The sequence below is a fragment of the Pelagicoccus enzymogenes genome, assembly GCF_014803405.1.
Taxonomy (GTDB): domain Bacteria; phylum Verrucomicrobiota; class Verrucomicrobiia; order Opitutales; family Opitutaceae; genus Pelagicoccus; species Pelagicoccus enzymogenes.
Genome location: NZ_JACYFG010000038.1, coordinates 343,140 through 369,891 on the forward strand (window position 1 = coordinate 343,140; position 26,752 = coordinate 369,891).

Annotated in this window: 20 protein-coding genes and 1 tRNA gene; 11 read left to right on the forward strand and 10 right to left on the reverse strand. The window is 54.8% G+C overall.

Features of this window, described 5'->3' with window-relative positions; genetic code table 11:
• Position 1: 1 nt before the first annotated feature.
• From IEN85_RS16165 to IEN85_RS16180, 4 genes are read left to right on the forward strand one after another with little or no spacing between them, the layout of a single operon-like run.
• A complete protein-coding gene (locus IEN85_RS16165) occupies positions 2-556 on the forward strand; it encodes a MotA/TolQ/ExbB proton channel family protein (RefSeq protein WP_191618142.1) in 555 nt (184 codons plus the stop codon).
• Entirely contained in the window at positions 549-962 is a 414-nt protein-coding gene (locus tag IEN85_RS16170; RefSeq protein ID WP_191618143.1) for an ExbD/TolR family protein, read from the forward strand. The genes IEN85_RS16165 and IEN85_RS16170 overlap by 8 nt, the downstream gene beginning before the upstream one ends.
• An 8-nt stretch (positions 963-970) precedes the next feature.
• A complete protein-coding gene (locus tag IEN85_RS16175) occupies positions 971-1,675 on the forward strand; it encodes a TonB family protein (protein WP_191618144.1) in 705 nt (234 codons plus the stop codon).
• A 3-nt stretch (positions 1,676-1,678) separates the two neighbouring features.
• Positions 1,679-3,049 (forward strand): tetratricopeptide repeat protein, encoded by a 1,371-nt coding sequence (locus tag IEN85_RS16180; RefSeq protein WP_191618145.1) that lies wholly within the window; start codon positions 1,679-1,681, stop codon positions 3,047-3,049.
• Between the two features lie 43 nt (positions 3,050-3,092).
• Here IEN85_RS16180 and carB read toward each other — a convergent pair whose 3' ends face one another.
• The gene (carB, locus tag IEN85_RS16185; RefSeq protein ID WP_191618146.1) at positions 3,093-6,332 is read right to left on the reverse strand and encodes a carbamoyl-phosphate synthase large subunit; all 3,240 of its coding nucleotides are present in this window, start codon (positions 6,330-6,332) and stop codon (positions 3,093-3,095) included.
• A 203-nt stretch (positions 6,333-6,535) separates the two neighbouring features.
• Here carB and IEN85_RS16190 point away from each other — a divergent pair, with 203 nt between their 5' ends.
• Positions 6,536-7,519 carry an alkaline phosphatase D family protein gene (locus tag IEN85_RS16190; RefSeq protein ID WP_191618147.1) on the forward strand — a complete coding sequence of 328 codons (984 nt, stop codon included), beginning with the start codon at positions 6,536-6,538 and terminating at the stop codon, positions 7,517-7,519.
• Between the two features lie 160 nt (positions 7,520-7,679).
• Here IEN85_RS16190 and IEN85_RS16195 read toward each other — a convergent pair whose 3' ends face one another.
• Positions 7,680-8,891: a sigma-54-dependent transcriptional regulator gene (locus IEN85_RS16195; RefSeq protein WP_191618148.1), complete on the reverse strand. Its 1,212-nt coding sequence runs from the start codon at positions 8,889-8,891 to the stop codon at positions 7,680-7,682.
• A gap of 102 nt (positions 8,892-8,993) precedes the next feature.
• Entirely contained in the window at positions 8,994-10,166 is a 1,173-nt protein-coding gene (locus IEN85_RS16200; RefSeq protein WP_191618149.1) for a type II secretion system F family protein, read from the reverse strand.
• 211 nt (positions 10,167-10,377) lie between these two features.
• On the opposite strand from IEN85_RS16200, the gene IEN85_RS16205 reads away from it, so the two are divergent.
• The 3 genes from IEN85_RS16205 to IEN85_RS16215 all read left to right on the forward strand — a co-directional run bounded on the left by IEN85_RS16205 (position 10,378) and on the right by IEN85_RS16215 (position 12,850).
• The gene (locus IEN85_RS16205) at positions 10,378-12,264 is read left to right on the forward strand and encodes a sensor histidine kinase (protein WP_191618150.1); all 1,887 of its coding nucleotides are present in this window, start codon (positions 10,378-10,380) and stop codon (positions 12,262-12,264) included.
• Positions 12,245-12,667, forward strand: a complete 423-nt coding sequence (locus IEN85_RS16210; protein ID WP_191618151.1) for a response regulator — start codon at positions 12,245-12,247, stop codon at positions 12,665-12,667. Before IEN85_RS16205 ends, IEN85_RS16210 begins: the two co-directional genes overlap by 20 nt.
• Positions 12,668-12,772: 105 nt before the next feature.
• Positions 12,773-12,850: transfer RNA gene (locus IEN85_RS16215), tRNA-Glu, on the forward strand.
• On the opposite strand, the gene IEN85_RS24995 is transcribed toward IEN85_RS16215, so the two are convergent.
• Positions 12,810-14,468: a recombinase family protein gene (locus IEN85_RS24995; protein WP_224772683.1), complete on the reverse strand. Its 1,659-nt coding sequence runs from the start codon at positions 14,466-14,468 to the stop codon at positions 12,810-12,812. The genes IEN85_RS16215 and IEN85_RS24995 overlap by 41 nt on opposite strands.
• A gap of 968 nt (positions 14,469-15,436) precedes the next feature.
• On the opposite strand from IEN85_RS24995, the gene IEN85_RS16230 reads away from it, so the two are divergent.
• Positions 15,437-16,192, forward strand: coding sequence for a hypothetical protein (locus IEN85_RS16230; protein ID WP_191618152.1), 756 nt, complete (start codon positions 15,437-15,439; stop codon positions 16,190-16,192).
• Entirely contained in the window at positions 16,193-17,134 is a 942-nt protein-coding gene (locus tag IEN85_RS16235) for a hypothetical protein (RefSeq protein ID WP_191618153.1), read from the forward strand. It abuts the gene before it with no gap.
• A gap of 1,478 nt (positions 17,135-18,612) precedes the next feature.
• On the opposite strand, the gene IEN85_RS16240 is transcribed toward IEN85_RS16235, so the two are convergent.
• Positions 18,613-19,155 (reverse strand): hypothetical protein, encoded by a 543-nt coding sequence (locus IEN85_RS16240; protein ID WP_191618154.1) that lies wholly within the window; start codon positions 19,153-19,155, stop codon positions 18,613-18,615.
• Positions 19,156-19,459: 304 nt separating this feature from the next.
• On the opposite strand from IEN85_RS16240, the gene IEN85_RS16245 reads away from it, so the two are divergent.
• Positions 19,460-19,627, forward strand: coding sequence for a hypothetical protein (locus tag IEN85_RS16245; RefSeq protein ID WP_191618155.1), 168 nt, complete (start codon positions 19,460-19,462; stop codon positions 19,625-19,627).
• 254 nt (positions 19,628-19,881) lie between these two features.
• Here the strand turns inward: IEN85_RS16245 and IEN85_RS16250 are convergent, their stop codons facing one another.
• From IEN85_RS16250 to IEN85_RS16270, 5 genes are all read right to left on the reverse strand, one after another.
• Positions 19,882-20,598, reverse strand: a complete 717-nt coding sequence (locus IEN85_RS16250) for a M48 family metallopeptidase (protein WP_191618156.1) — start codon at positions 20,596-20,598, stop codon at positions 19,882-19,884.
• A 1-nt stretch (position 20,599) separates the two neighbouring features.
• Positions 20,600-23,710, reverse strand: a complete 3,111-nt coding sequence (locus IEN85_RS16255; RefSeq protein WP_191618157.1) for a type I restriction endonuclease subunit R — start codon at positions 23,708-23,710, stop codon at positions 20,600-20,602.
• 110 nt (positions 23,711-23,820) lie between these two features.
• Positions 23,821-24,660 carry a DUF3800 domain-containing protein gene (locus IEN85_RS16260; protein WP_191618158.1) on the reverse strand — a complete coding sequence of 280 codons (840 nt, stop codon included), beginning with the start codon at positions 24,658-24,660 and terminating at the stop codon, positions 23,821-23,823.
• Complete coding sequence (locus tag IEN85_RS16265; protein WP_224772670.1) at positions 24,657-25,589, reverse strand: endonuclease NucS domain-containing protein; 933 nt, start codon at positions 25,587-25,589, stop codon at positions 24,657-24,659. Before IEN85_RS16265 ends, IEN85_RS16260 begins: the two co-directional genes overlap by 4 nt.
• A 7-nt stretch (positions 25,590-25,596) precedes the next feature.
• A complete protein-coding gene (locus IEN85_RS16270) occupies positions 25,597-26,667 on the reverse strand; it encodes an SIR2 family protein (RefSeq protein WP_191618159.1) in 1,071 nt (356 codons plus the stop codon).
• Between the last annotated feature and the right edge of the window lie 85 nt (positions 26,668-26,752).

Consider the following 26,752-nt stretch of genomic DNA (forward strand, 5'->3'; position numbering starts at 1 on the left):
CATGGAGTCGCTGGGCAATTTCCTACACGCGCTGAGAACCGGGGGGCCGATCATGTACCTGCTGGCTGCCTTGTCCTATGTGCTCTACTGGCAGGTGATCACAATTTTGCTCTACGTATTGAAAGTTCGCTTACAGACTTTCGTGGACAACAATAAGCTAAGGGCGGACCTCTCAAGCACGGACGCGTCTCGGGTGGAGCTGCTTCTGATCCGTTATGAAGAGGTGCAGCTGCAGTTCAGGGACTTTATCAAGAACCGCCTCCGCTTCACGGGAGTGCTCCTCATAGCGGCGCCCTTGCTCGGATTGCTGGGGACCGTGCTCGGCATGCTCGATATGTTCAACGGCTTGTCGTTGAGGGCTGGCCACCAGACCACGCTGATCGTAGCGGAGGGGGTCAAGAAGTCATTAATTACTACGCAGACAGGGCTGACCATCGCGATCCCGGCCCTGTTCTTCGTCTATTGGGTTCGCCGCGTCGCCAATCGCCGCGAGCTCGAGTTGTTGGAGCACAAGGTAATCGCGACTGAAACTTTAACTACCGACAGCGATGCTTAAAGAATTACTCCGTAGTAGCGAAGACGAGAAGGTGGATATCAACCTCTCGCCCATGATCGATTGTGTATTCATTTTACTGATCTTCTTCATCTTAACCACTGTGTTTTTGCAGGAAACGGGCATCGAAGTCGATCGGCCGGAGGCTTCCGGGTCTGTGCCGCTAGAGCAAGACAGCATCCTAATCGGCATCAGCTCCGACGAACGGATTTTCCATGGCGGGCGCGAAGTCAGCCTGTCGGCGGTGCGTCCACTTGTGCATCGGGCGATGGCGGCGAAGCGGGCGACCGTCATTATCCAAGCGGACAAGAACATTGGCCTGGACCTGTTCGCGAAGGTATACGGAGAGGCGAAGACAGCTGGGGCCGAGGTCTATTTTTCGACTGACCACGTTGAGAACTACCAGTAGTATTCAATATGAGTTTTATCGATACAGAATACCGTTCAACCCGCATGACTGTCCGAGCGCATCTCGGGGCGGTGGTGGCGACGGCTGCTGTATTCGCTGCGATTGCCAGCACGGGGGTGCGCTTGTTCAAGCTCGAGCCCAAGGAGGAAAGGGAGCGTCCGGTTTACTACTTGGCTCCGCCCAAGGAATTCGTGGAAACGAAGACGTCCGTTCCAGAGACGCCGAGTACGATCGAACCGCTTTCCATGAACGAAGTTGGTTTGGATTCGGCCCCCGAGCTCAATATCAAGCCGATCGATGTTACGATCTCGGCCGACATCTCTTCGGAAATGACCTTAAATCTCGAGATGGGCCGGGCCTTTCGGGCGAGCGCTCCGCAGCTCAGCGAATTTGACGATTTCACCATCTTCGAGAACCAGGACGTCGACGAGCGTCCGGAGATACGTTATGCGAAGAAGCCGAGCGTTCCTTTCTCTCTGCGGGGGGAGGAGGTCGAGGTATTGGTGTTCTACTACGTAACGGCCCAAGGCCGTACCGACAGCGTGAGCGTGCTTTCGTCCAGCTCTGAAAACCCGACCTATGGAGAAGCGGCTATCGATGCGATCCAAGGTTGGCGTTTCAAGCCTGCCAAGAAGAACAAGGAACCCGTAGCTTGCTGGATTCAGCAGTCGATCGTTTTCAGTAAAGGCTCAACCAGCCCCTTTTCCCTATAGCTTATGCGAAACTTACTATCTGCCTTTTTCGTGCTTTCACTTTTGGGCGCCGCTGCCAGCCAAGCGCAAGTGGGCAAGCCGAGTCTCTCCCGATCCGATTTCGACGCTCGAGTGGAGGAAGGCTACAACTCAGTTTTAAGCCCGGAGCCAGAAGTGACGGTGCTTGAGCGGGAGCTGCTGAAGAAGATCTACAGTTTGTTGGATACGGATGTCCAGTTTGCCTACACCTTCCTGCAGGACACCTTGAATTCTGGAAACCCCGTTTCGGGAGCCTTTAACCACGCGATGGGCAACGTTTATTTCAAGAACGGAAACTACTTCCAGGCCGAAACGCAGTATTTGGCGGCCATCGACAAGCATCCGACTTTCCAGCGCGCTTGGAATGCTCTCGGTCTGGCTCGGTATCAGCAGGGCGACTACGAAGGCGCGGCCACGGCCCTTGCCAACAGCGTTCGCTACGGAGCCAACGATGCGATGAGCTACGGTATCCTCGGGTTTTGCCACTTGCAGCTGGGACGCTACCGCTCTGCCGAAACGGCATACCACTATGCCATGTTGTTCGAGCCTGAGCAGACCGACTGGGCGGAAGGCATCGCTCAGGTCTACAATGAGACGGCCCGCTTCGAGGAAGCGATATCTGTCTTCGACGACTTGATTCGCACGGATCCGAGCAATAACGAATTTTGGCTGCTCAAGGCCAACGCCTGGCTAGAGTTGGGCGAACCCATGAAGACGGCTCGTTGCATTGAAATTGCAAAGCGTATTGGCGATGTCGATACGGATACCTTGTACCTCTTGGGGAACCTTTATTTGGAGGCAGGCATATTCAACCGGGCTCGCGAAGTTTTCATTTCTGCAGCGGAGAGTTCCGGCGAGTTGAATGAGCAAGACCTGATCGGCGCGATTCGTTACCTCGTTTTCCAAGAGAAGCACGAATTTGCGGAAGAGATTTTTCAGTTGCTGAAAGGGGAGGGCGATGACTGGAGCCGGGAGGACAAGAAGCTCTACCGTTTCCTAAAAGCGGAATTCGCGTACTTCCATGGAGAGTTGGACGCCTCGGAGGAGGCTTACGCAAGCGGCCTAGAATTGGAGCCCTTCAATGGCTACGCCCTCATGAAAATGGCCAGTATCAAGCTGAACCAAGGCGATGTGGAGCGTTCTATCGTCTACTTCGACCGGGCGGCCGCCAATCCAGCGTTCCGCTACGACGCCTTGGTTTCCAAGGCCATGGCCCTGATCAACAACAAGCAGTATCGCCTCGCCTTGAAGCCCATCGAACAAGCTTTGGTTGAGAGGAGCGATGCTCGTTTGACGCAGCTGCACGCTCAGGTGCAGCGAGTGGTAGAGTCTAACGAACTGACGGCCCCTCGATAGAATCAAGGGGCCGCCAGAAGGTGAATAGCTTGTTATCGGGAGCTTAAGCGTTCTCGACGCTTCCCGCAACGTAGGACTGGACTGAGCGAACTTCGTAGTCCTTTTTGCTCAGCGACTTGATTCCGGATACTGCGGCCTCGGCGCCCGTAATGGTCGACATGATACAGACGTTGTGGCCCCATGCGATGGAGCGCATGTGGTTCTCGTCCTTGCGTGGAATCATGCCGGACGGCGTGTTGATGATCATTTGGATTTCGTCGTTCTTGATCATGTCCACGACGTTGGGTCGACCTTCGGCGATGCGGAACAGCTTCTTCACTTGCAGCCCGTTTTCGGTAAGGAACTTGGCGGTTCCACTGGTCGAGTAGATGTTGAAGCCGAGGGCGCTGAGGTTGCGAGCGATATCGAGAGCGCGCGGCTTGTCGGCGTCCTTGACGGAGAGGAATACGTTTCCTTCGGTCGGCAAGCCGGGCTTGGCGGCGGCTTGGGTCTTGGCGAAGGCGATTCCGAAGTCCTTGTCCAATCCCATGACCTCGCCGGTGGAGCGCATCTCTGGGCCAAGACGGATGGTGGAACCCGGGAAGCGGACGAAGGGGAAGACGGCTTCCTTGATGCACCAGTGCTTGGGAGTGAGCTCTTCGGTGAATTCTAGCTCGCTGAGCTTCTTGCCGGTCATGATCTTGGCGGCGATCTTGGCGAGCGGCTTGCCGATTGCCTTGGAAACGAAGGGTACGGTACGGGAGGCGCGTGGGTTGACCTCGAGCACGTAGAGCTCGTCGTCCTTGATCGCGAACTGGATGTTCATGAGGCCGACGACCTTGAGGGCCTTGGCCAGACGGTAGCTCGCTTGGCGAACGGTCTCGATCATGGCGGGCTTCAAGGTGTGCGGTGGCAGTACCATGGCCGCGTCGCCGGAGTGCACGCCTGCGTATTCGATGTGTTCGAGCATACCGCCGATGACGGACGTTTCGCCGTCGGAGATGCAGTCTACGTCGAGCTCGATCGCGTCTTCGAGGAATTTGTCCAGGAGGACCGGCTTATCGGGGGAGGCGTCGAAGGCTTCGCGGATAACGGCCTTCATTTCCTCCATGGTGTGCACGATGAACATGCCGCGTCCGCCGAGTACGAAGGAAGGGCGGAGCAGCAGCGGGAAGCCCACTTGGTCAGCCATTTCGTAGGCTTCTTTTTCGTTGAGCACGGTCTTGTTGGCAGGTTGCTTGAGACCGGTCTCGTCGAGGATTTGCTTGAAGAGTTCGCGGTCTTCGGCGGCGTCGATGCTTTCGGGCGAAGTGCCGATGATGTTGACGCCGTGGGCCTTGAGCTCGGTAGCGAGGTTGAGTGGCGTTTGGCCGCCGTACTGGACAATGGCTCCCTCGCAGCCTTCTTGCTCGTAGACTTCGAGCACGTCCTCGAGGGTGAGGGGCTCGAAGTAGAGCTTGTCGGAGGTGTCGTAGTCGGTGGAAACGGTTTCCGGGTTGGAGTTGACCATGACCGCTTCGTAGCCGAGCTCTTGCAGGGCGAAGGAGGCGTGCACGCAGCAGTAGTCGAACTCGATGCCTTGGCCGATGCGGTTGGGCCCGCCGCCGATGATCATGATCTTCTTCTTGTCGGAAGGAATGACCTCGTTTTCGTCGCCGTAGGAAGAGTAGTAGTAGGGCGTCTTGGCTTCGAACTCGGCGGCGCAGGTGTCGACGAGGCGGTAGACAGTGTTGATGCCCTTGGCTTTGCGAGCGTCGTTGACGGTTTTCCAGTCCACCCCGAAGAGGACGCCGAGCTGGCGGTCGGAGAAGCCGTACTCCTTGGCCTTGCGCAGCAGCTGCGGGGAAATGGTGTCGAGCTTTTCGCCTGCGAGCTGGTCTTCCAAGTCGGAGATTTGCTTGAGTTGGGTGAGGAACCAAGGATCGATCTTGGTGAGCTCGAAGAGTTGCTCGAGCGTGTAGCCAGCCTTGAGGGCGTAGCGGATGTAGAAGACGCGTTCGGTGTTGGGGCGAACCAGCTTGCCGTTGATTTCCTCTTCGGAAGGCGTTTCGTTGCCGCCCAGCTTGCCGCCTGCTCCGAAGCCGAAGGCTCCGGTTTCGAGGGAGCGGAGGGCCTTCTGGAAGGATTCCTTGAAGGTGCGGCCGATGGCCATGGCCTCGCCCACGGACTTCATGGCGGAAGTCAGGGTGCTGTCGGCGCCGGGGAACTTCTCGAACGTGAAGCGTGGGATCTTGGTGACCACGTAGTCGATAGAGGGTTCGAAAGAAGCGGGAGTCGCCTTGGTGATGTCGTTTTGGATCTCGTCGAGGCTGTAGCCGACGGCCAGCTTCGCGGCGAACTTGGCGATGGGGAAACCGGTGGCCTTGGATGCGAGGGCGGAGGAACGAGAGACGCGCGGGTTCATCTCGATGACGACCATGCGTCCGGTCTCAGGGCAGAGGGAGAACTGGATGTTGGAGCCGCCGGTTTCCACGCCGATCTCGCGGATGACGGCGAAGGAGGCGTCGCGCATCGCTTGGTATTCGCGATCGGTGAGGGTCATGGCGGGTGCCACGGTAATGGAGTCGCCGGTGTGCACGCCCATGGGATCGAAGTTCTCGATGGAGCAGATCACGACGCACTGGTCCTTGCGGTCGCGCATGACCTCCATCTCGTATTCCTTCCATCCGAGCAGACATTCTTCGACGAGGACTTCGTGCACGGGGGAGAGGTCGAGACCGTTGGCGACGATGTCCTCGAATTCCTCGCGGTTGTAGGCGATACCGCCGCCGGAGCCACCCATGGTAAAGCTCGGGCGGATGATGAGCGGGTAGCTACCGAGCTCCTTGGCGGCCTTGCGGGCTTCTTCCAGGGAGTTGACGGTGCGGGAGTGGGCGACGTCGAGGCCGATCTTGAGCATGGCCTCCTTAAAGAGTTCGCGGTCCTCGCCCTTCTTGATGGCGTCGGGACGGGCTCCTATCATTTCGACTCCATACTCATGGAGGATACCGGCCGCCTCGAGCTCGAGGGAAAGGTTCAAAGCCGTTTGCCCGCCCAGGGTAGGGAGGAGGGCGTCGGGACGCTCCTTGGCGATGATCTTCTCGACCGCATCGACGGTGAGCGGCTCGATGTAGGTGACATCGGCGAATTCGGGGTCGGTCATAATGGTAGCAGGATTGCTGTTTACCAGAATGACTCGGTAGCCCTCCTCCTTGAGCGCTTTACAGGCTTGCGTGCCCGAGTAGTCGAATTCGCAGGCTTGGCCGATGATGATAGGGCCGGCGCCAATGATTAGGATGCTCTCGATGTCTGTTCTTTTCGGCATGGCAAAAAAATTTGTGAGAGTTCACGCACAGGTGAGGCTCTCGGCAAGGGTGAAAAGACGAGAATCGAAGGATTGTGCAAGCGGATTTGGGACTGGAGAGGGAGGAAAAGGCGAAATTTGCTTCGCGTTTGTCCGCGACAAGTTTGCGCCGACCGCAGTTGGAGATCGACGGCTGTTGCGAAGACGGATGAAAACGAAGCCTTATGAGATCACCTGTATCCCTTATCAGCTCTGTCGTCTTGGGTGTATTGGCTGCTTGTTCCCATAGCGTCGATTTGCAACGCGCCCCTTTGCAGCGCATGGCCTTCGGCTCCTGTTTGCACCAGGACAAGCCGGCCCCCATCTGGGAGGCGATCGTTGCGGCGGATCCGCAGGCATGGGTTTGGCTCGGTGACAACATCTATGGGGATTCTGCGGAGGCGGCCGTTCTGGAGGCGGCGTACGCCAAGGTGAAGGCTCATCCGACCTATGCGAAGCTGCGGGAGTCGGCCGAGGTTTTCGGAACTTGGGACGACCACGACTTTGGCAAGAACAACGGGGGCAAGGAGTGGCATGGGAAAGCGACGGCGCAAAAGGCCTTGCTGGATTTCCTGGACGAGCCGGAGGACAGCCCCCGAAGAGCGCGGGAGGGCGTGTACGGAGCCTACTCTTTCGGGTCTGGAGAGGAGCGGGTTAAACTGCTGCTGCTAGACGTGAGGACCCATCGGGATGATCCGGCGGAAGCTGGCGGCGACCTCTTTGGCGAGGCTCAGCGAGCTTGGATCGAGCGGGAACTCGCGGGCAACGATGCGGCTTTGACGATCGTGGCGTCTGGGACGCAGGTGATTCCGGAGGACCACCGTTACGAAAAGTGGTCCCAGTTCCCGGAGGCGCGGGAGTGGTTTTTCCAGCAGTTGGTGGAGAGCGGGACGGGGGCGGTCCTGTTCCTGAGCGGTGACCGGCATATTTCCGAGTTCTCCCAGTTGCAGGTTTCTGGGAGGGAGGCTCTGCTTTACGAGCTGACGACCAGCAGCCTCACGCATTCGTGGACGAGTTTCCAGGGCGAGGAGAACCGCCATCGGGTGGGCGAGGTGTTTTCCGATAATAACTTTGGCTTGCTGGAGATCGACTGGGAAGCACGCGAGGCTTTGGTGACGATCCGGGACGAGGCGGGCGCGGTTCAACGGGAATTGAAGATTCGGCTCTAGGAAGTGACGTTCCCCTTTGAACTGGGGCGAAGGATGCTCGTGACCAACGGACCTCTGCCAAGGACTTGAGTAGAAGAGCGTTTGGCTGGCAAGAAGATGCCGTTCGAGGACGGTTCTCGCCAGTTGCCCTTGTCGGTGTAGCGGCTGCTTGAGCTCCGCTTTATGGAGCGGTACCGAGGATCGATGCGGCTTTCCCTTGGTCGCCTTGGCAGGCTTTGAGAACGGCTTGCTTGTAGCGTTCGGCTTGCTCGGCGAGGTAGTCCTCGAGGCTCGGCCAGCTGGAGATATCTCGCAGCTTTTCTGGAAGGTCGGCTTCGCGGATGGTCTGGCCTTCGCCGACTTCGGCTGCTGCGGCGAGGACTTCTTGCAATTCGGTGTAGTTGCCCGGCCAGCGGTAGCCTTGCATGAGGGCGGCTGCTCCCTCGCCGAGGGCGTTGAAGGGAAGGTGGTTTTGGGCGAAGTAGGCCAAGGCGATGGCGGGAATGTCTTCCGTGCGGTCGCGGAGGGCAGGTACATGCAAGGCGTTGTTGGCGATGCGGAAGTAGAGCCCGTCTTCGAATTGTCCCTCTTCGACGAGTTGCTCGAGGTCCCGGCTGCTGGAGCAGACGACGCGGATGTCGCCTTTCAGGTCGCGAATCAAGGTGCCGAGAGTGGCTTGGAGCTCCCGTGGAATCGCGTCGATGTTGGCGAGGAAGAGGAAGCCGTTTTGGGCGGAGCGAACGGTTTCGCTGGGCGCGCCTTCGCTGTCGAAGAGCAGACCGGGGAGTTCGCTGGAATCGGCCTTCTTGGCGTCGACAGTGACGAAGGGTTCGCCTGCGGAGTCGCTCCGCGCGTGCACGAGGGCGGCGATGCTTGCCTTTTGGGTGCCGGTGTCGCCGGTGATCAGCAAGGGCGTGGGAAGCTTAGCTGCCCGAGAGAGGCGTTCGTTGAAGGACTTGGCGGTCTCGGAGTCTCCGGACAGGAGAAGCGAGTTCTGGGCGGAGGCGGCGCTTCCGGACTGTCGACGCTTCTTTCGCTCGGCCGCGGCACGAGCGATGGAGTTCATCAATTGGTCGACTTTGAAAGGTTTGGTGAGGTAGTCGAAGGCGCCGAGCTTGAGGGCTTGGGTGGCGTTGTCGATATTGGCGTAGCCGGACATCATGATGACGATTGCTTCCGGATCGGCCTCCTTGATGGCGGCGAGCAGCGACAGCCCGTCCATGGGCTTCATGTTGATATCGGTCAGCACGATATCGTAGCGCTCTTCGCGAATCTTTTGCAGGGCTATTTCGCCATCGGTGGCGAACGCGGTGTTGTAGCCGATTGGCTGGATGACCGCGTCGAGCATTTCGTGAATGGACTCGAGATCGTCTACTATGAGAATGGATTGCATCGATGGGTATGTCGTTGCGGCAGATTGAAGGATCAGTTGGAAGCTTCGCCAGCCTTTTCTCATCCTTTGGACGAGGGAGGCATGGGGAAAACTTAGCGTATCTTATCCTCCGACGATAGAGGAGAGTTGGAAGATTGGCATGAACATGGCCATCACGATGCCGCCGACCACGACCCCGAGGAAGACGATGAGCATCGGCTCGATCAGGGAGGTGAGGGCCGCGATGATGGAGTCGACCTCCGTGTCGTAGAAGTCGGCGATCTTGTTCATCATGCCGTCCACGTTGCCGGTTTGCTCGCCGGCGCGTGACATGTGCTTCATCATGGGAGGGAAGAACTCGATCTTCTCGATCGTGTCGGAAACTTGCCCGCCTTCGGAAATGTTTTTGGAGATCATGCGGCAGGCGTCCTCAACTTGGGTCTTGCCGGAGGAGGCGGCGACGATCTCCAGGCAGCGCAGGATCGGCACGCCCGAGCGTAGCAGGGTGGCGTAGGTGCGGCAAAAGCGGGAAAGGGTGATCTTCACGATCAAGTTGCCGAAGACCGGCATCCTGACCACCATTTGATCGCGGAAGCGGCGACCTTTGGGTGTTTTGGTAAAGCGGCTCCAGATTTGGAAACCGACGAATCCGGCTCCGATGATGTAGAGGATGTTGTCCTTCAGGAAGTCCGAGAGGTCGATGAGGAATTGCGTGGGACCTGGAAGCTCCGCTCCGAAGTCGCTGAACATGCCTGCAAAGGTTGGCACTACGAAGATCAGCAGCACGTTCACCAGAATGATGGCGAGGGCGATAACGGCTACCGGGTAAGTGAGGGCGGACTTCACCTTCTTGGTCAGCTTGGTCGTGGCCTCGAAATAGCCGGCGACCTTGCCGAGGATTTCTGCGAGACCGCCGCTGGCCTCGCCCGCTTCCACCATGGAAATGAAGAGGTTGTTGAAAGCTCGCGGAAATTTGGCGCAGGATGCCGAAAAGTTGTTACCTTGCGAGACGTCAGCCTTTACCTCGCGGATGATGATACGGAAAACGGGGTCTTCGACTTGGTCCTGCAGGGCGTCGAGAGCGGAGACGAGCGGGAGGCCGGCTTCTAGCATGGAGGCCAGCTGCTGGGTGAATACGGCCAAGGTCTCGAGCTTGAGCTTATACTTCTTGGCCTTCTTTTCGTATGCCTTCTCTTTGGCGAGGCGTTGCGACTCCCAGAAGCTGACGGATTTCTGCTTCTCTTTATGGACGAGAGCATTCTTGGTTTTAGCAGACTGAGTGGCGAGTAGTGGCATGACTGCTTTTACTTCGACCTGAAAACGCCAAACTTTGATGCGTATTGCGCTTAATCCTACGTGAGTATCCCAGACTAACAGGAGCTTTGCGGGGCTTCTGTTAGTCAAGCGCGACGGATTCGCAGGAAGTCCTGTCAGTTGATGGGATATGTGCGTAGGGGACTTGCTTTTAGTCGTTTGTCGTAGTTGCTGTGGTCAGGGAATTCCACTCATGAAAATCGCCACCAAGATTCGCATCCTCGCTTCCGCGCTGGCTCTTGTCACGGCCTTGACAGTGGGCTGGGTCATGTACGCGGGCTATCGCGGCTCTATTGCGAGCTTGGAAAGGGAGGTGTTGCAGCAACGGGTGGAGGCAGACGTCTTTCGGTTGGAGGAGGCCTTCAACGAAATTTCCCATGATATCCGATTCTTGGAGGGACTCCCGGAAGTCCGAGGCTTTGCGAACGGGTCGAGTCGCTCGAGGCGGGAGCTGGGCGATGACCTGGCGGGTACCTTTGTCCAGCTCTTAAAGGCAAAGCCGCACTATGCCCAAGTGCGGCTGATCGGTGCCGCCAACGATGGAGCGGAATTGGTTCGTGTGGATCGAGCAGGAGAGGAGGTGGTGCGCCGTGGCGAGCAGGAGTTGCAGCGGAAGGGGCATCGCAACTATTTCCAGGAGACGAGCGGCAAGCTCCGCGGGGAAATCTACTATTCGGAAATCGACCTGAACCGGGAGAAAGGGAAGGTCGAGTTTCCTAAGCGTCCGACCTTGCGCGTTGCCATGCCGGTCTACGACCAGGGTGAAGCTTTTTGGGGAATCGTCATCATCAACTTGGATTTCCAGGGATTTGCTCGGGAATTCATCGGAACGAGCCGAGAGCGTTTCGCTCACTACCTTTGCAACTCCAGCGGCGATTACCTTGTGCACCCGGACGAGGGTAAGGTTTTTGGCTTCGATCTGGGGGAACGCTTTCGGATCCAGGACGACTATCCGGGCTTCGCTGACTTTATCGCCTCGGGCGACGATGGGATGACCTTGGCGATCGAGAGCGGTGGGCAGTCCGATGGATTGTGGTTCCACCTGCAAAGGGTGAAGCCGCGCGGCAGCGAAAAGACTTATTTCTATGGAGTATCGGCGCGCTTCGACGAAGTGGTGTCCGCGTTCAAGTCGACGTTGTTCAGGACCGCTCTGATTGGCATGCTCCTTTGCGTCTTTGCCTTCTTGGGGGCGGTGGGGCTCTCGCTGCTCATCACCAAGCCGATCGAAAGAGTGGCCTTGGCCGCGCGTCGCCTTGGCGAGGGCCAGGACGATGTAGACCTTCCCTACCAGCGAAAGGACGAGATTGGAGTCCTCGCCTCTTCCTTCAAGGACATGCGCCAGTCGATACGTGACCAGGAGTGCGCGATCTTGGATGCCAACGACAAGCTTACCCAGGCGAACTTGGACCTGAAGCACTTTTCCCACATCTCCTCGCACGAGTTGCGGGAACCGCTGACGCGGATTGCCGGCTTGGCCAGCTTGTTGGAGCGCGAAGTCGGCGGCGAATCCGGTGCGGCCGCGAATGGCTTGGCGAAATCGGTTAAGCGGGAAGCGGCCAGCGCCCTGCAGCAGATTACCGACTTTCGGGTCTTTTCGCACTTGGGGGCCGGGGCCAGCGTGCGGGAGCCGGTCGACTTGGCTGCGTTGGTTCGGGAGGTGTTGAACGAATTTCAGTCGAAGCTGGAAGAGCGGAAAGTTCTGGTAGCCCTTGAAGACCTGCCGGTAGTCGAAGGCTATCGAAACTTGCTCCGGGTGCTGTATCGGAACCTGGTAGAGAACGCGCTCAAGTACTCGGAGCGGGATGCGTTCAGTCTCAGGTTTACCTGTGTCGGCAGTGGTAGGGATGCAGTTTTGGGCGTGTTCAACACGGGATCTTCGATCCTTCCAGAATATCAAGGCAGCCTGTTCCAGATCTTCACGCGATTCCACCGGCATGTAGAGGGAACGGGCATCGGGCTTTCGATTTGCAAACGCGTCGTGGAATGCCACTCGGGAGAGATCTGGGTCGAGTCCAAGGGGGACAGCGTCCACATCAAATTCAGGCTAGAAGAAAAAGAGAATGACGATACCGAAAATTGAGAATTTGGATACAAGTTGTCCCATCGTTATGGTAGACGACAACGAGACGGACTTGGATATCGGGCAGCGGTTTTACCGCTACTCGAAATTGGAGAACCCGTTTCTAACGTTTGCTTCAGGACAGGAGCTGCTGGCCTACTTGGCGGAGGTCGAAGCCGGCCAGAAACCCTTTCCGGCGGTGGTGCTGCTCGATGTCAACATGCCCCAGCTCAGCGGTTTCGAAACCTTGCGGCGCATTCGCGAGAAGCAGGTCTTCGGCGAAATCCCAGTGATCGTGATGCTTACCAATTCCGATAACCCTCAGGATATCGAGAGCGCGATGCAAATGGGAGCCAACGGTTACCAGCCCAAGCACTTCGAGGTGGATGGGTTCGTCACCTTCTTGCAAGGGCTTTTCAGGTAGCGGCCTGCCGTGTCATCCCGCCTCTGCGGAGGCTTCGCGCGTGGGCCTACAAATTCCACTTGCGCGCCAAGGGATTGTTTCTAGGTTCTGCGGCTTCACGCTAGGGTCCCGTTCGTCTAGCCAGGTTTAGGACACTTGGATTTCATCCAAGAGACAGAGGTTCGAATCCTTTACGGGACGCCAAAGATTTCAATTCTACGAACTTTGGTAGCGCATTCTTGAGAGGCGCGATTTGCTCGGCGTCTGCTGTGAAGCGAAGCTCCATTTCATAAAACGATTTTCTGTGCCCGATGATGCACTTGTTCGGTCTAGCGTTTGCTGAATCAATCTTTTGAATACGTATTTGCTGGATCAGCAGCCCGAGTAGCTCCTTTTGCTCTGGGTACTCCAACTCCTCGAAAATCGCTGAGAAGTTTGTCAATGCAGCCGCAATATCCTTGCTGGAAGCCAGCTCCTGCTCATGAGCACGAATGTCTAGCGTCCTCTTAGCCAGTTGCACCTCAAGCTCTTGTTTTCGTTGAGCCACCGCTTCGGCCTCGGATTGGAGCTCCTTTGCCAGTGCTCCTTCTACGCTGAAGACCTTTTTCTTCCATTTTTCCAGTTCACCCAACTTCTGGCGGAGTTCACTCTGCAAGGTTTTTATCTCTTCTCTTATTGGGGTCGTGGAGACTCTCTTCATTTCGGAGAGGTTTTCGACGCAGGATTCGATCACCTTTTTGTCTCTTCCGATCGCGGAAATGGTATCGATTATGAGAGTTTCGACTTTTCTTGCGGGCAAGGAACAACCGCAGGAGTTCTTCTCTTTTCGAATTTTGCTAGCACAGTCGTAGTACAGGTGCGGCGTGCCATTTTTTAATGTATTTCCGGACGCCTTTGGCGTGAAATCCCGACCGCAAGTAGTGCAAACCATCAGTCCTTTGAGGAGGGATTTGTGTTTGTCTGGGCTTTTCAGGCTACCCTTTTTAGTTTTAGGGGGCAGCAATTCATTCGCTTTTTCCCAGGTCGAGCGATCAACGATCGGTTCGTGCTTCCCTCGGCAAATGATATCGTCCCATTGGACGTCTCCGCAGTAGATCCGGTTGTTTATGATTTCCCTTACTCGTGATGCTGTGGCTGGTTTTGCAGCGACGGTCCTTCCATTCTTAAAGGTTTTTGACGGGAGTTGTATCTGCTTGTCTTCGAGGTGTCGCTTGATCTCAGAGGGAGTTCGGCCCTTAGAAGCCAAGTCAAAAATCATTTGGACGATGTAGGCGTGTTTGCTTGGCTGAATGTGACCGGCTCCCTCCGAAGATTCGTAGCCAAGAGGTATTTGACCACCATTGTATTTCCCGTTTTTGGCGTTTTGACGCATCGCTCCGAGAGTTCGATCCATGATCCGCTCTCGTTCGTACTGTGCGAACGAGAGTACCAAGTTGAGCAGCAGTCGTCCTTGCCCCGTAGAAGTGTCGATGCGTTCGACCGCGCTGGAAATCTCTACGTTGGCCTCCTGGAGGTCCTGATAGAAATTGTAGAATTCGGTTATATTCCTGGTCAGACGATCAATGCTGTAGATGACCACCACGTCTATCTCGCGAGCACGAACCTTGCGTCTTAGCTGCTCGAGGGCTGGTCGATTGTTGTCTTTCGCAGAGAATCCTTGGTCCTCAAAATGGTAGGTTTCCTCCCAGCCGTTCGGTTTGCCGAGAACGATTTGAGCACGGCACTGCTCTAGTTGCGTCTCGAGCGAGACCCCCTCCTCGGATTGTCGGGTTGTAGAGACTCTCGTGTAAATTGCACAGCGTAGCTTTTTCCGTTTTTCCATTTCGAAGGGAGGGTTCGCAAAAATTTGAAAACTACAAATTTAAATTGCGAACTAGTTGCCCCGTTTTTTTTAGAAATATTTTGGAGATTCGCCTTAGCGGTCCATAGCCTAGGTGTGGGACAGGCCAATGGAGGTAAGCGAGGTTTGGAACGAGTAGGGCAGCTACTCGCTCACGGCTTGTCACGCCATAAGGCCAGGATTGCCGAAGCTGGATACGACGAGGCAAGATTGAGCCCTGATGCAAGGTTGGTGCTTTTGCATGTCTCGGACTCTACGGGAGAAACCTTTGCCTCGGTCATGAGACACACTGGGCTCAAGCGCCGCGCTTTCGAGAACGCTCTCAAGGAACTCACTGGAGCCGGTCTCGTCAGGGTCCAGAAATCCGGCCGGAGCAAGCTGTGCTACAAGAGGATCGATTCCTCGAGCCAAGCTGCTTGATCTGGGCCTGCAGGCTCACAGATACGCTCTCTGCGTTTGTGAAAATTGATCGCCTTCAGTGAAGCTACCCTGTCCCGCAGTTTGGAGCTTTGGAACCTCAATTGGTTTTTTCGCGAGGGATAAATTATGAATTTACCGCATGAAGGGGCGGTTCTTGTGGTGTAAATCAATCAACCCTCTGATGATTGACTAGGATTATGGGTGCTAAATTCACATGAAGCGTTGAGTCGGAGTGGAATTCCTGCGGTACAGGTTCAGCGATCATTTGATCTCGATAGCTTCCGAAGGTTCAACCTTCATCTGCGGGCGGCCATACGCGAAGGTTTTTCGGCGAAAACCCCGCACAAATAAGTTAGAGAAGGTTCAAGCTTACATTAAGCGTCACCATACAACCTTTGGCCCTCAAACTATCCCTATTCGAGTGCAACATTACTATAGCGGGATAGCCTCGGTGAGCTTTTAGCAAAATAGTCGAAAAATATCCTATCGGCAGCCTTTTTTTCGAAACCTAAAGCCCCATAGGGCTGATCATGAACATCAATCATGAAAATCCTAGTGCCTCAGCAGATCACGCTGGAGGCGAAACGAAAAACAACGCAGCCGCATCCGTCGACAAGGATACGCACGAGATAAAGCTTTCTCCTGCGTCCAATGCCTACGTTCAACGGATAGGGTCCACGACTGGCAAAACCCCGAAGCAAATCGTTGACGGACTTGTCCGAAAGGAAAAGGCACAGGCGAGGAAGCGCGAAGAAAACAAACTGAAGAAAGGATCCAAATCCTCTGTAACATCATCCTTTCGAGTATCGCCCGAGATAAAGCGTAAGCTCGATAGACGGGCAGACGCAGAGGGTAAGAGTACGAGCAAACTTGTTGGCGAGTTGATAACTCAAGCCTTGTCCGGCGAAGACACAACACCTGCCAACGCAACCGATGCAGTCTTTTGTGCTCCTGATTCTAAACGATACCAGCTCACACTCGGTAAAATGAAAGACCTCCAGTTTTCGGTCTTTTCAATCGAAGATTCGCTCAAAGCGGAGCGGCCCATGGATGAAGCCGACCTTGAGCGATGGGATGCAGCCTGGACAAAACTCGAAAAGGTGCTTGATGCAGTCCCTCACACTATAAATGCCCTAGGCATCTTTGGGCGCTTGCCTTGCCTTTTCCTCACTGAAGACGAGCGCACTCGACTTCGTAGAATCGCCCTAAATCCCAAAAATCCGGCGGTCTTGAAAAAGCTTGCCGCTGTCATCTTGGGTGACTCTAGCTTACTCCCCAAAAAATAGATGAAAAAACCGACCGCGATAGTTAAGATCGTAAAGTCAGGGGTCACGACCAGCGGAGGAATCCAAGCGGAGGTCGACTATTTGAACGACGAGGACCACAAAAACCATTTTGGTGTAGAGATGACGGGAGTCCGCTACAGTGAAGACATACGTTCAAACCGCGGCCTCATGGAAGCCGTCCTAATGGGGGAAAAAAACTACCTCGAAAATCGATCCCAAGTTGGGCGTCCCTGGGAAGGCGAGCTCGTCACGCATTATATACTCGCATTTTACGACGGCATGGACCCGTCTGGCCGAGAAACCGAGCTCATCGAGAAACGCTTCGGAGAGGCGCTAAGCTTTGGCAGTCCCTACGCTTGCACCACTCACAAAGGCTACGATGGCCGCGTCGATCAGCATTACCTTGTCAGCAATTTCAGCCCGCGCGATCCGTCCCGTCTGCGCAAGACGCTAATTGCAGAAGCCTTTGGGGGTGATTTTCTTCGCCACGCTAAGCGCGTCTGGGAAGGTATTGTAGTCGAACTCAATTGCGAACGAGAGATAGAGGGGCGACCCCTGATCGTGAACTCTGATATCTCCCAAGAGAACATCGACCATGACTCAATATCCAAAGAAGACATCCCGAGGATAATTGCTGCCACCCATCCGCAGGACGCCGAATTTACAAAGGATAGCGTGCTCGAGGCTTTCGAGGCTGCCGGTGTCGAGGCCAATTCCTACCGTAGCAAAAAAAGCGTTTCGGTCTTTGTCGAGGATCGGAAAATGCCCTTCCGTTTTCGATGGACAGAACTGCTTGGAGACTTGTCCAAGATTCGGGAGAAACTCACCGACGAAGAAAAAGAGCGACTCCGGAAGCGGCTTGAAGCCTACCAAGCCGGTAAAGAGCCGGATCAGGCCCCCGCAAACGATGATAATGATTTTGGCAGAGACCTAACGTTTTAGTTTCACCGCTGTGGGGTTTGGCTGTGCATCACAACGAGCAGCGGAGTGCCATACAAGCCGGGCCCTCTCGACGATGTTGCGTATTACCAGGAAGTGGGCGCCCCAGTCCTGCTACTGCATTATCACCGCAGTGGAGACCATGCCGATGAGAGACTCGCCCTCCCAGGCATCGTAGCGGAAAGCGGATATTCGTTTCGTCCTGCAGTCTTCGAACAAGGACCTGAGCACCGGGGGTGGTCGCCTTGAGGGCTCCTGCTAGATTTTTTTACTTGGACGTGACAAGGGGCGACTGTGTCGGCTCGACAAGCCGAGGTTGACCTTGTCGGCAGCGATCCGCTTTTAGGATCTCTCACGTGTTGAAATCCAAGAACTGTGGTCGCCGTGTTGAGGTCGTTGTATTTTCGATGACGCGAATGGTGAGTTGGAGCTTGTAGTTGTGTTGTTCGTAATTCGGTCCCGAGGGGGAAGAGGGCGCGCAGTAGCTGTAACACACTTGAGGTTGGCGCTCACTCTTTCGAGGATGGTCATCGTGCTGCGTTCGACCCTGGCTTTCTGTGCCTGCCTCGACCTCGATTTGCCAGATGCTTGCGATTGTTGAACATCACCCGAAGTGCCCCAAACGATCCCAGCTCGAGCATTGCCTCTATCGCTACCATGTACGAAGGCCGAACATGCTTTGGCTGCTCGCTCGGTTCCTGGTCGTGGAGTTGCCTTTTGCCCGAAGTGCGACAGGTCTCGAACCACACCTCCTCCCAGTCACCGATGCATACGCATCGGTTTGCCTGCGCGTCGCAGGGTGGTGCCAGATCCTCTATGCGTTCCATCCTCGGAGCTCCGTGGTTGGGTAGAACCGAACCGCCGCTACTGCCCCAAATGCGACGGCTCGGAGCAACCTCCCGGCACCAACCCGATGCCATTTCGGGCACCGAAAACCGCCCGATTTTGGGCCGGCAGAGCCGGCCTTTTTAGAGCGCTTTTCGAGCGCTCTCCGAGTCAAATTCCCCCGGAATTTGGCGAGGCAAGAACCCAAATCCTGTGACACGTGCCATTACGGCACTTTGTCAGATGCTATTACACCCCCTATCACAGGTGTGTAACGCATCCGGATTTGGCTTCTTGGTCAGGGGGCCGCTTTGCTCTACCCCCCGACACCCCCCCCATTTGAAAAAAACGTTTCGATTGAGCAGATAGCTCAACAAAAATCTTGGAAGCCCAGGTTTTCCAAAACGGAAAATGCTGCTCCGGATTCGATTTTCATGCCCAAATCGATTGAGGAAGAAGTTCAGAACAGAGGGCTTGGACTCATCGAGCTCGACCCGATGAGTCGAAATTCAGAGTACAAAATAACGATTTTGAACTATCAAAACCAAAATTCGTAGCCACGTTCTGCCCAAGATGCTTGCTATCACGTCGGGTGGAAGGCGAGTTTTCCACGCCGATTAACTCCCAATGCGGGAGGCAATTTCCCAGTTTCGTCTTCAGGCAGCACTCTCATCAATTTCCAAATGCTGTCTTAACAGCCAGACCGGAACCCAAACAAACTCGGAAATGGTGACGCGTCCACCACGCTTCGAAGCATTTCTGACGCGCCGCGAGACGCTTCTAATCAATCTGTTTTTGTTATAGGCGAACTCTCTGAGCTGGTCAAAGTCTGCTAGCAACCAACGTTCGGAGTTTTCGCAGATCCAAAGTACCTTGTCGGTCACGGACGTTTTTCGGAAAGGCCAGCCGGGCTTACCGTTGCGTATGTCGTGCCACGTTTCGAGAGCAAGTGATGGAATTTTTTTCCGAAATGGATCTCGGCTAACAAGCTTAAGATCCACTTTGATGATGCGACCGTCCTTGAGTTTTACCCAAAGGTCCGACCCGCGAATGTCCCACCAGGGAGTGGACCAGCCCCACTTCTCAAGCCCCGGGAATGCCTCGCGGAGGACCTTGCCGATGGGAAGTCGCTGCAAACGGCGAGCGGCCTCTTGTCTGTTTTTGTCGTAATTTACTACAGTTTTAGTGTTTAATGTCATGTGTTTTAAATTACGACATTTCTCTCAGATGTTTTAACTTAAAACAAGATATACTTGATCTGAGAGTAGGCTGGAGCATTCCCTTAGAGCGATGCCGCCGAAAAAAGGAAGCAAACCGCCGACAAAACTTTTTCATCTGCGGGTCGAACCAAAGCAGTGTGACGAGCTCGGAGAGATCGCTCGGACACTGCGATTGGACCAAACCCAGATAATTCGGGAGACCTTAAGATGCCTACCTGCGATCGAAACTGGAAAGCGCCACAAGGCGATTGAAGCCGCCGAAAGCTTCCCAAAGCTGAGAGGTTTGTCCGTCCAGATTGAACTCGAGACGCTCAAGATGCTAGGCGAGCGCTTGCCCGATCACGATACCAAGCTGCTCATCCGTCTCGCCCTGTACGTCGCGGTCGAGAACCTTCGCGGCTATGAACAGTTCTTCTGGCCGCCAGATCCTAACGATCTCTACTGGCCTTGATGCAAAAACAAATAACGTGAGACCGATTGCACTGTCGACCATCGGTTTAAAGTGTAACATAAACCCACTTCAACACCTACCTGCAGACAGCTTCACCCAATACCCCCCGAGGCGGTCGCGGAACCTCAAGTTTACGACACCACTTCCCAAACGCGACACTCGACACTCCGTATAGCTCCGCGAGCTTCGTTGCGGGCATCGACCAGATTAATCGATGCATCTCTTCGCGGGATAACGAAGATAGCTCCATCTTCCTAATAGCTCCACTCGCGGTGGCTCACCGGGATCCGGTTCAGCACCTTCCGGTGCTCCTTCCACTGTGGAACGAAGAGATTCATCAGCGACTTGAAGCGGTCGTTGTGGGTTGGTTCGAGAAGGTGAACAGTTTCGTGGGCCACGATGTAGTCGAGGCACTCCTTCGGTTTCTTGGCTAGTTCAAGGTTAACGATCACTTTCGCCTTCTGTGGAATGCACGAGCCCCACTTGGTTTTCATCCTGCGAACTTGCCACTCGGATACTTCCACACCGATCGCTTTCTCCCATTTCGCGATCACAGATGGCAAGGCTTCCGAAAGCTGCTGGCGGTACCAAGCCTCCATGACTTGATGGCGCTTACCGTCGCTTGCTCCAGGACGAGCGGTCAGGACGATCTTTCGATGTTTAACCTCGACCTTCGGCTTGGCGTCCACCTCCGCGAGCGACAGTAAATAACGCTTCCCCCACAGGTAGTGGCTCTCGCGCTCCAGATATTCGCGCTTCGGCTCACGCTTCTGAGCGTTCAGTCTTCGTTGTTGCTTCTTGATCCACGAGAGCTTCGAGAGCGCAAATATGCGGATCGTGTCCATCTCCATCTCCGATGGAGCCGCGATGCGGATTCTTCCCGCTGGGGGATAGACGCTCAAGTGGACGTTCTTGATAGCCTTGCGTTCGACGTCCACCGACATGTCGCCGAGCTTCAAATGCTCAACCATGCTAGTAATCCGTCTGTTGCTTGATGATAGGAAACATTCGTTCCACCTCATCTTGATTTTGCAGAATCGCGAACATTGCCGCTTTGATCATACGCTCCTTCGCTTCATGTCCACGCCAACCGTGCGGGCTGACCTGCTTAATCGTCTCATCGAGCCTTATGGCAAGGGCGGCAATCGGATCTACTCCCGCATTGTTCGCATAGTTTCCGGCAGCCTCGGAAGCCGCCTCTGACTTCAAGTTGTTGTAGAGCGCTCGCTGTCCCGGCGTCCGAAGAACCTCGGGCACATCGTTCGCGTCGCCAGACTGTACGCTCCTTGCGAGCTCGGCGATGCGCCTCAAATACTCCTCGTAGTCGATGGCTTTGCGGCGGCGAGCCGCGATGATTTCGTCTAGCAGCACCGACATGCGTTCGTAGTAGGCGGGATCGTTGAGATGCTCCTTGATGATGGTCTTCCGCACGTTGTTCTCGATTGCCTCCGCGACCGACTCCTGGCTCGCCCGCATGCCTTCCGGCATTTGGTTGATCGCATTCGCCATACCTGTCTTCACGATCAGGTCGATTAGGGGCATATCATCGAACGGCGAGATCTTTCGCGGTTCGTCTGCATCGATGTAGGTATCGATTAGGTGCCGCATGTCTGCTTCGTAGGCCTTGAGATCGATTGTCTCGCCACTCGCTAGCCGGACTTCTTCACGAAGCTTCAGGTAGTGATCGATCTGTCGCTTGATCCGCTCTACATCACTCTCGCTGTAGCCCGCTGTATCCATTTCGTCCGAAATGTTGGCGTAGGCTCTCACCAAACTGGCGACCCCTTTGTAGAGGGCCACCCGCTGAGGTTCCCGCTCCTCGAGATCGGCGGCGATCTCCGTGTTACCACAAAAATACTGGATGTGGGCCAAGGTATCACGTGGAGCTCTGACCGGTTCACAAAGGAGAGATAATTGTTCGAGCGCCTCATCCAATCGTTCGCTTCCCTTCTCCAAGCGCTCTTGTAGGACGATCTGCGGATCCCTGCTCTCACTGTCGCCGTCGTCGAGCTCCGAGGTGTATACCTCTATCGCGTTCTCCACTTTTCGAAACAGATCCTTGTAGTCGATGATGTATCCAAAATCCTTATCCTCTCCGTCCAAGCGATTCGTCCGGCAGATTGCTTGGAACAGTCCGTGGTCCTGCATCGACTTGTCGATGTAAAGGTAGGTACAGCTCGGCGCATCAAATCCTGTCAGCAGCTTGTCCACCACGATGAGCAGCTTCATGTTAGCGGGCTCCTTCTTGAAGCGACGCTTCACGTCATCTTCGAACGCTTCCGTTTTCGTCTGCCCGGGTCTGGCCGGCACATCCTTCAGAAGCTCTTGGTAGAGGTGATAGATGAACTCCTTTTCGGTTTCCGTGTTCGCGCCTGTGTCTTCCTTGTTGATGTCGCTCGTCTGAGGATTGTAGGAAGTCACCACCGCGCACTTACCCCTAAACCCAGTGGACGCTTTGTTGAAAAGCTCGTAGTACTTGCAAGCCTCATAGATGCTGGAGGCTACCAGCATGGCGTTCCCGCGTTGGTTGCTGAGCCGTCGTTTGGTTCCAAAATCGAACAGGATATCGCTCACCACCCGTTCCATGCGCGACCGTGAGCTCAGCACCTTTTGCATCGTTCCCCATTGCTCGCGAAGGGCCGATCTTTGCCACTCGTTCAAGCCCCGCGTCTTGGCTTCAAACCAAGCATCAACCTTCTCTGTCGAGCCAAGCCTTTGGTCGATGTCCCGGGCTTCGTAGACGAGATCGAGCACTACCTCGTCCACCACCGCCTCCGCGAACTTGTAAGTGTGTATGTATCTTCCGAATACTTCCAAACTCGTTTGCTTGTCCTTCTTCAGCAGAGGGGTGCCGGTAAATCCGATGAAAACCGACTTCGGCAGCAAAGCCTTCATCGTACGATGCAGCTTGCCGCTCTGCGTACGGTGACACTCGTCCACGAATACGAACAACTCGCCCACCGCGGGACTTGGTTGCTCCTCCAGCTCCCGGATAAACGTGTCAAAGTTGTCCACGTCCTTCTTGCCGAACTTGTGCACCAGAGAGCAAATCAGGCGAGGCTTGGGTTGGGAAAGCTGAGCCATCAAGTCCTTGCCGCTTCGCGTTCGGTAGATTTTCTCTCCTGCGTCGGCGAAGACGCCTTCGATCTGTTTGTCCAGCTCGTCACGGTCCGTGATCACCGCAACCCGCGCGTTTGGATTATTCTCCAAGGTCCACTTGGCGAGCATTACCATGACGATGCTTTTGCCGCTTCCTTGGGTGTGCCAGATGATTCCTCCGTCTTTGCGGCGAATGAACTTCTGAGCCTCCTTAATGCCAAAGTACTGGTGATGGCGCGGCACCTTTTTGATCCCGCCATCAAAGAGAATGAAGTCGTAGACCAGCTCGAGCAGTCTTCGCTTGTCGCAAAGCTTCAGCAGGTACTTGTCCAGCTTGTAGCGGCTATTGTCCGACTCTTCTTCCTTCCAGGACAGAAAATACTTCTCCTCGGTACCAACCGTTCCGTAGCGCAGTCCTTCCGTGTCATTGCCTGCCATCACCAGCTGGATGGTAGTAAAGAACTGTTCTATGAATTCCGGCTGCTGGTTCGTAATGTTCTGTCGGATACCATCGCTAATCGACTTTCGGCTGTTCTTCAGCTCAATCACGCCTAGGGCGATCCCATTCACGTAAAGCACCAAATCGGGACGTTTCTCGTGCCTGCCGTAGACTGTGACCTCTTCGGCGATGCCGAAATCGTTCTCCTCCGGATTATCCCAATCGATCAGCTTAACCGTTTCCGTGTTCTGACCTGCCTCGGCCTTCACCTGTACTCCGTACCGCAGAAGCGAATACACTTCTTTGTTGTTCTCGTACAGTAGACGCCCCCTGTGAGTAGTCTCACGTTTCAAGGTTTCGATAGCCCGGCTGATTTGCTCGTTGCGATAGCCCGCCTTCGTCAGATAGTCGCCAAGGAACGCCTCTTCGACATTGCTGTTGCCTGCTCGATCCTGCCAATGGCCAAGGTAGCGGTATTTCAGCTCATTGACGAATAGTTCAACAACGCGGTCCTGGGTTTTTCGTTCTGCTTGGCCTATGGTCATAACTTGGGGTGGAGGATTGACAAATTGCGTCGTTTGTTTGTTCTTGTGGCTTACCGGTGGTTGAAATTCGGCTCCATGCCGTGTGTTTCGGGTCTTTTGGCCAGTGAAACCTATACCCACCGGTTTTTTATTTTCTGAGGGTCGGGTGGAGCCGCCTTACGCGTTAGATAGGTTCCGTAAGCTTTACCATCTGGATCGTCGGCGTCGATGATCAGCGATACTTTGTGCCAGATTGCCCGCAAGAACCGCGACTCTCCTCGCTCGTAGCAACGTTGCAATGCCCAGAGGCAATAGTCAGCCACTTGAAGGCATGGAGAGAGCCATGGATAGCTCGGACAGATTTCAAGCTCCCCTTCGTGATTGATCTCTCTTTCGGACAGAAACCGTTGCTTTGTCTTCAGCAATTCTACCTTGAGGGCTTTGGTGCGGTCCGATTTGCCACGTCGGGCGAAACAGATTCGATAACGATCCAGCTTGTGTAGACGCTGCTTGAAGAGCATCCGGACGGTGAAGTCATACAATTCGTTAGGATGGTAGCGGTAGTCGGAGTCCATGCGGTTTCGGCTTTCTACATACTCAAGGACCTTTCGCATGTCCTTGATCACTGCGAAAAACTTGAAATCTAGCTCTACCAGTAACTCGAACACTTTCGCTCGGATTTCGGGATGGTCATCCTTCGCATGAAAGGCCCGAGCTGTCTTCTTTGCTTCCGGTTGAACTGAAGGAATCGTCGAGTACAAAGGATTACTAAGGAGTGAATGGCGTAGCTGCTCGAGTTTGCGGGTTGTAGCCGACTCATCAAGACACTCGATCATTCCGAGCATGAAAAACTTGCTGGCAGCTTCGTCGTTCAACCGATTCCGCCCTTTGGGACCGAACAACACGCCATCCCCCGCTTCATCGACGAAGTAGCTTGTTTCCTTGGTAGAGTCTATGCCTGTTTCGCTCACGAATCCTTAAGCAGCTGGAAGCTTACTTTGTAACGGTAAAAGTCTATGTTCGTCGCCGCTCTTAGGGCACGGCGGAGCTTGAGGTCGTCCTCAAGAGCGATGATCACGCCGCGTACGGTTTGATGTGGCTCAGCGAGTTCATCCATTGCGTAGCCCATGTAGCGTTGTATCTGGCCAACGACTACATCGCTGGCTCGGCCACGCTTGAGCTCGATGATGAGTATCTCCTTCTGATCCTTGCTGACCGCAAGGATGTCGATCGGTCCCGTGTCGCTCGGATACTGCTGGCCTTTGACTTCGCCATCTTCAGAGTAGATGTCGTAGTTCTTGCCGAGATCCGTGTATTGCCAATTGGCCACGAGAAAGTCTTCGAGGTGCTTCTCCAGGGCGAACACCGATGGGTCTTCGACCGTCTCATCGGAAACGATTATGTCTGGCTTAACAGCTCGACCACCAATCAGCTTTTCAAGCTCCTCCGCATATCCAGTGATGTCGCAACAGGTTCCCGTTGAATTGGTAGAGCGCTGCAGGGCTTCGCTCATATCTGCCCGGTCGAAGAGATCGCTGTACCAAGTGATTGATCGTCGATGAGGCAAGATGTCGTCGGGAACGTAGTAATAAGGCCCCGTGATTTCGCCCGCTCGGTAACGTCCTGAACCGTTGGGGGTGATGATCACGTCACCTTCCTTGAGGCCTTTGCTCATTGTCCAGGTGAAGCCGCAGGCCAATCCCGCCGCGATGGCACTCTTGCCCGGATGTTTCTCCAAGTAGATCGGCCTAAACTCCTTGTTGAATTCACGCCAATTATCAGGGAGCCGTCCCGTAAGGTCCTCGCGGATACCGTAGTCGACTCCGATAAATCCTTCCTTGTAGCAGCGATCCGAATACACACTTTGCTGCCCAGCCATGACTCTATTGTAGGATTTCATGCGAATTCTAAACTTTCCAAATTGCTGGATCCGCCTGCACGAATTCACTAAGATAGTCGAATGAATGGACTTTAGTGGTGCTATGCATTCCTCGCTGCAGCGCCGATCTCAACCTCCTTCTTGCGATCCTATCAGGATTGACTATTACGAGAGAACCAATTGCGTCTTTTTTTACGCCGAATCGCAGCAGGGCTTCTGCATGTTGGTCACTTGGCGGTAGTGAGTATCCAATTACAACAACTCGACTGGCCGAACGAAGATCCTTGTATGCATTCTTCATTACGTTTCCTATGATACCGTCATCGTCATAAGCCTTCGAGGATTCAGGAGGGATGATCTTGAATCGCATATCTCCCCCTCTTGGGTTTGCATACGGTCTTTGTTTTAAGCTGATTTCATCGCCTGAAACCATGAAGTGCAGGGAGCCATGTACTTTGTGCACCCGAATCGAAGCATCTTTACGATTGGGCTCAAGCGACTCTGGCGTCCATGCTTCATGCCCAGCTAAACCTTTACCTTTTGCCTTGAGCTTGAAACCATACCCGTAGTGAGCATCCCACTTTCCCTTTCCTTTGCGGGCGAGAGAGTCATCCAAAACACAATCGTAGTTAAAATTGATAAACGCATCGCCGGGTTCAGCTAAGTCGCTCACCAATTTGTCATGCCACGTGCATTCACGAGTTCTGTAGCTTCCGGTTCCTCCGTCCTTAACTTCCGTCAAGGACTCTCCGAGTATTAAGGCAATTGATTGTTCAAGGTCTTTCCTTAGGGCGACTACTTTCTGATGAACCTGCTTATCTTCTTGCCCCAAGTGTTGAGACAACCGCTCTGCATGCTCAAAATGACAAAACACTTGCTCCATGCTGAGAACGAAATTGGTACCAAACCATTCCGTCAGGCCTGAAATTAGCCGGTTTATTCTATCCGCATGACATCTGTTTGAAACACGCTGAAGCTGGGTAAAGAAGTCTCCATCCAAGGGAGGCAAGCAGCGACCCTGATTTTTCATCTTGGCTACGAATGAGCAGCCACGCGTCGCACCCGCTCCTAGAATGAAAACTGTCTTGCCTTTGCTCATACCAATCGCGTCTTGCCGGTTAGGAGTTCTTGCATCATGCCTTGCCGGGAGCAATGGATAGTGGAAAATTGATAATGGATAGTTT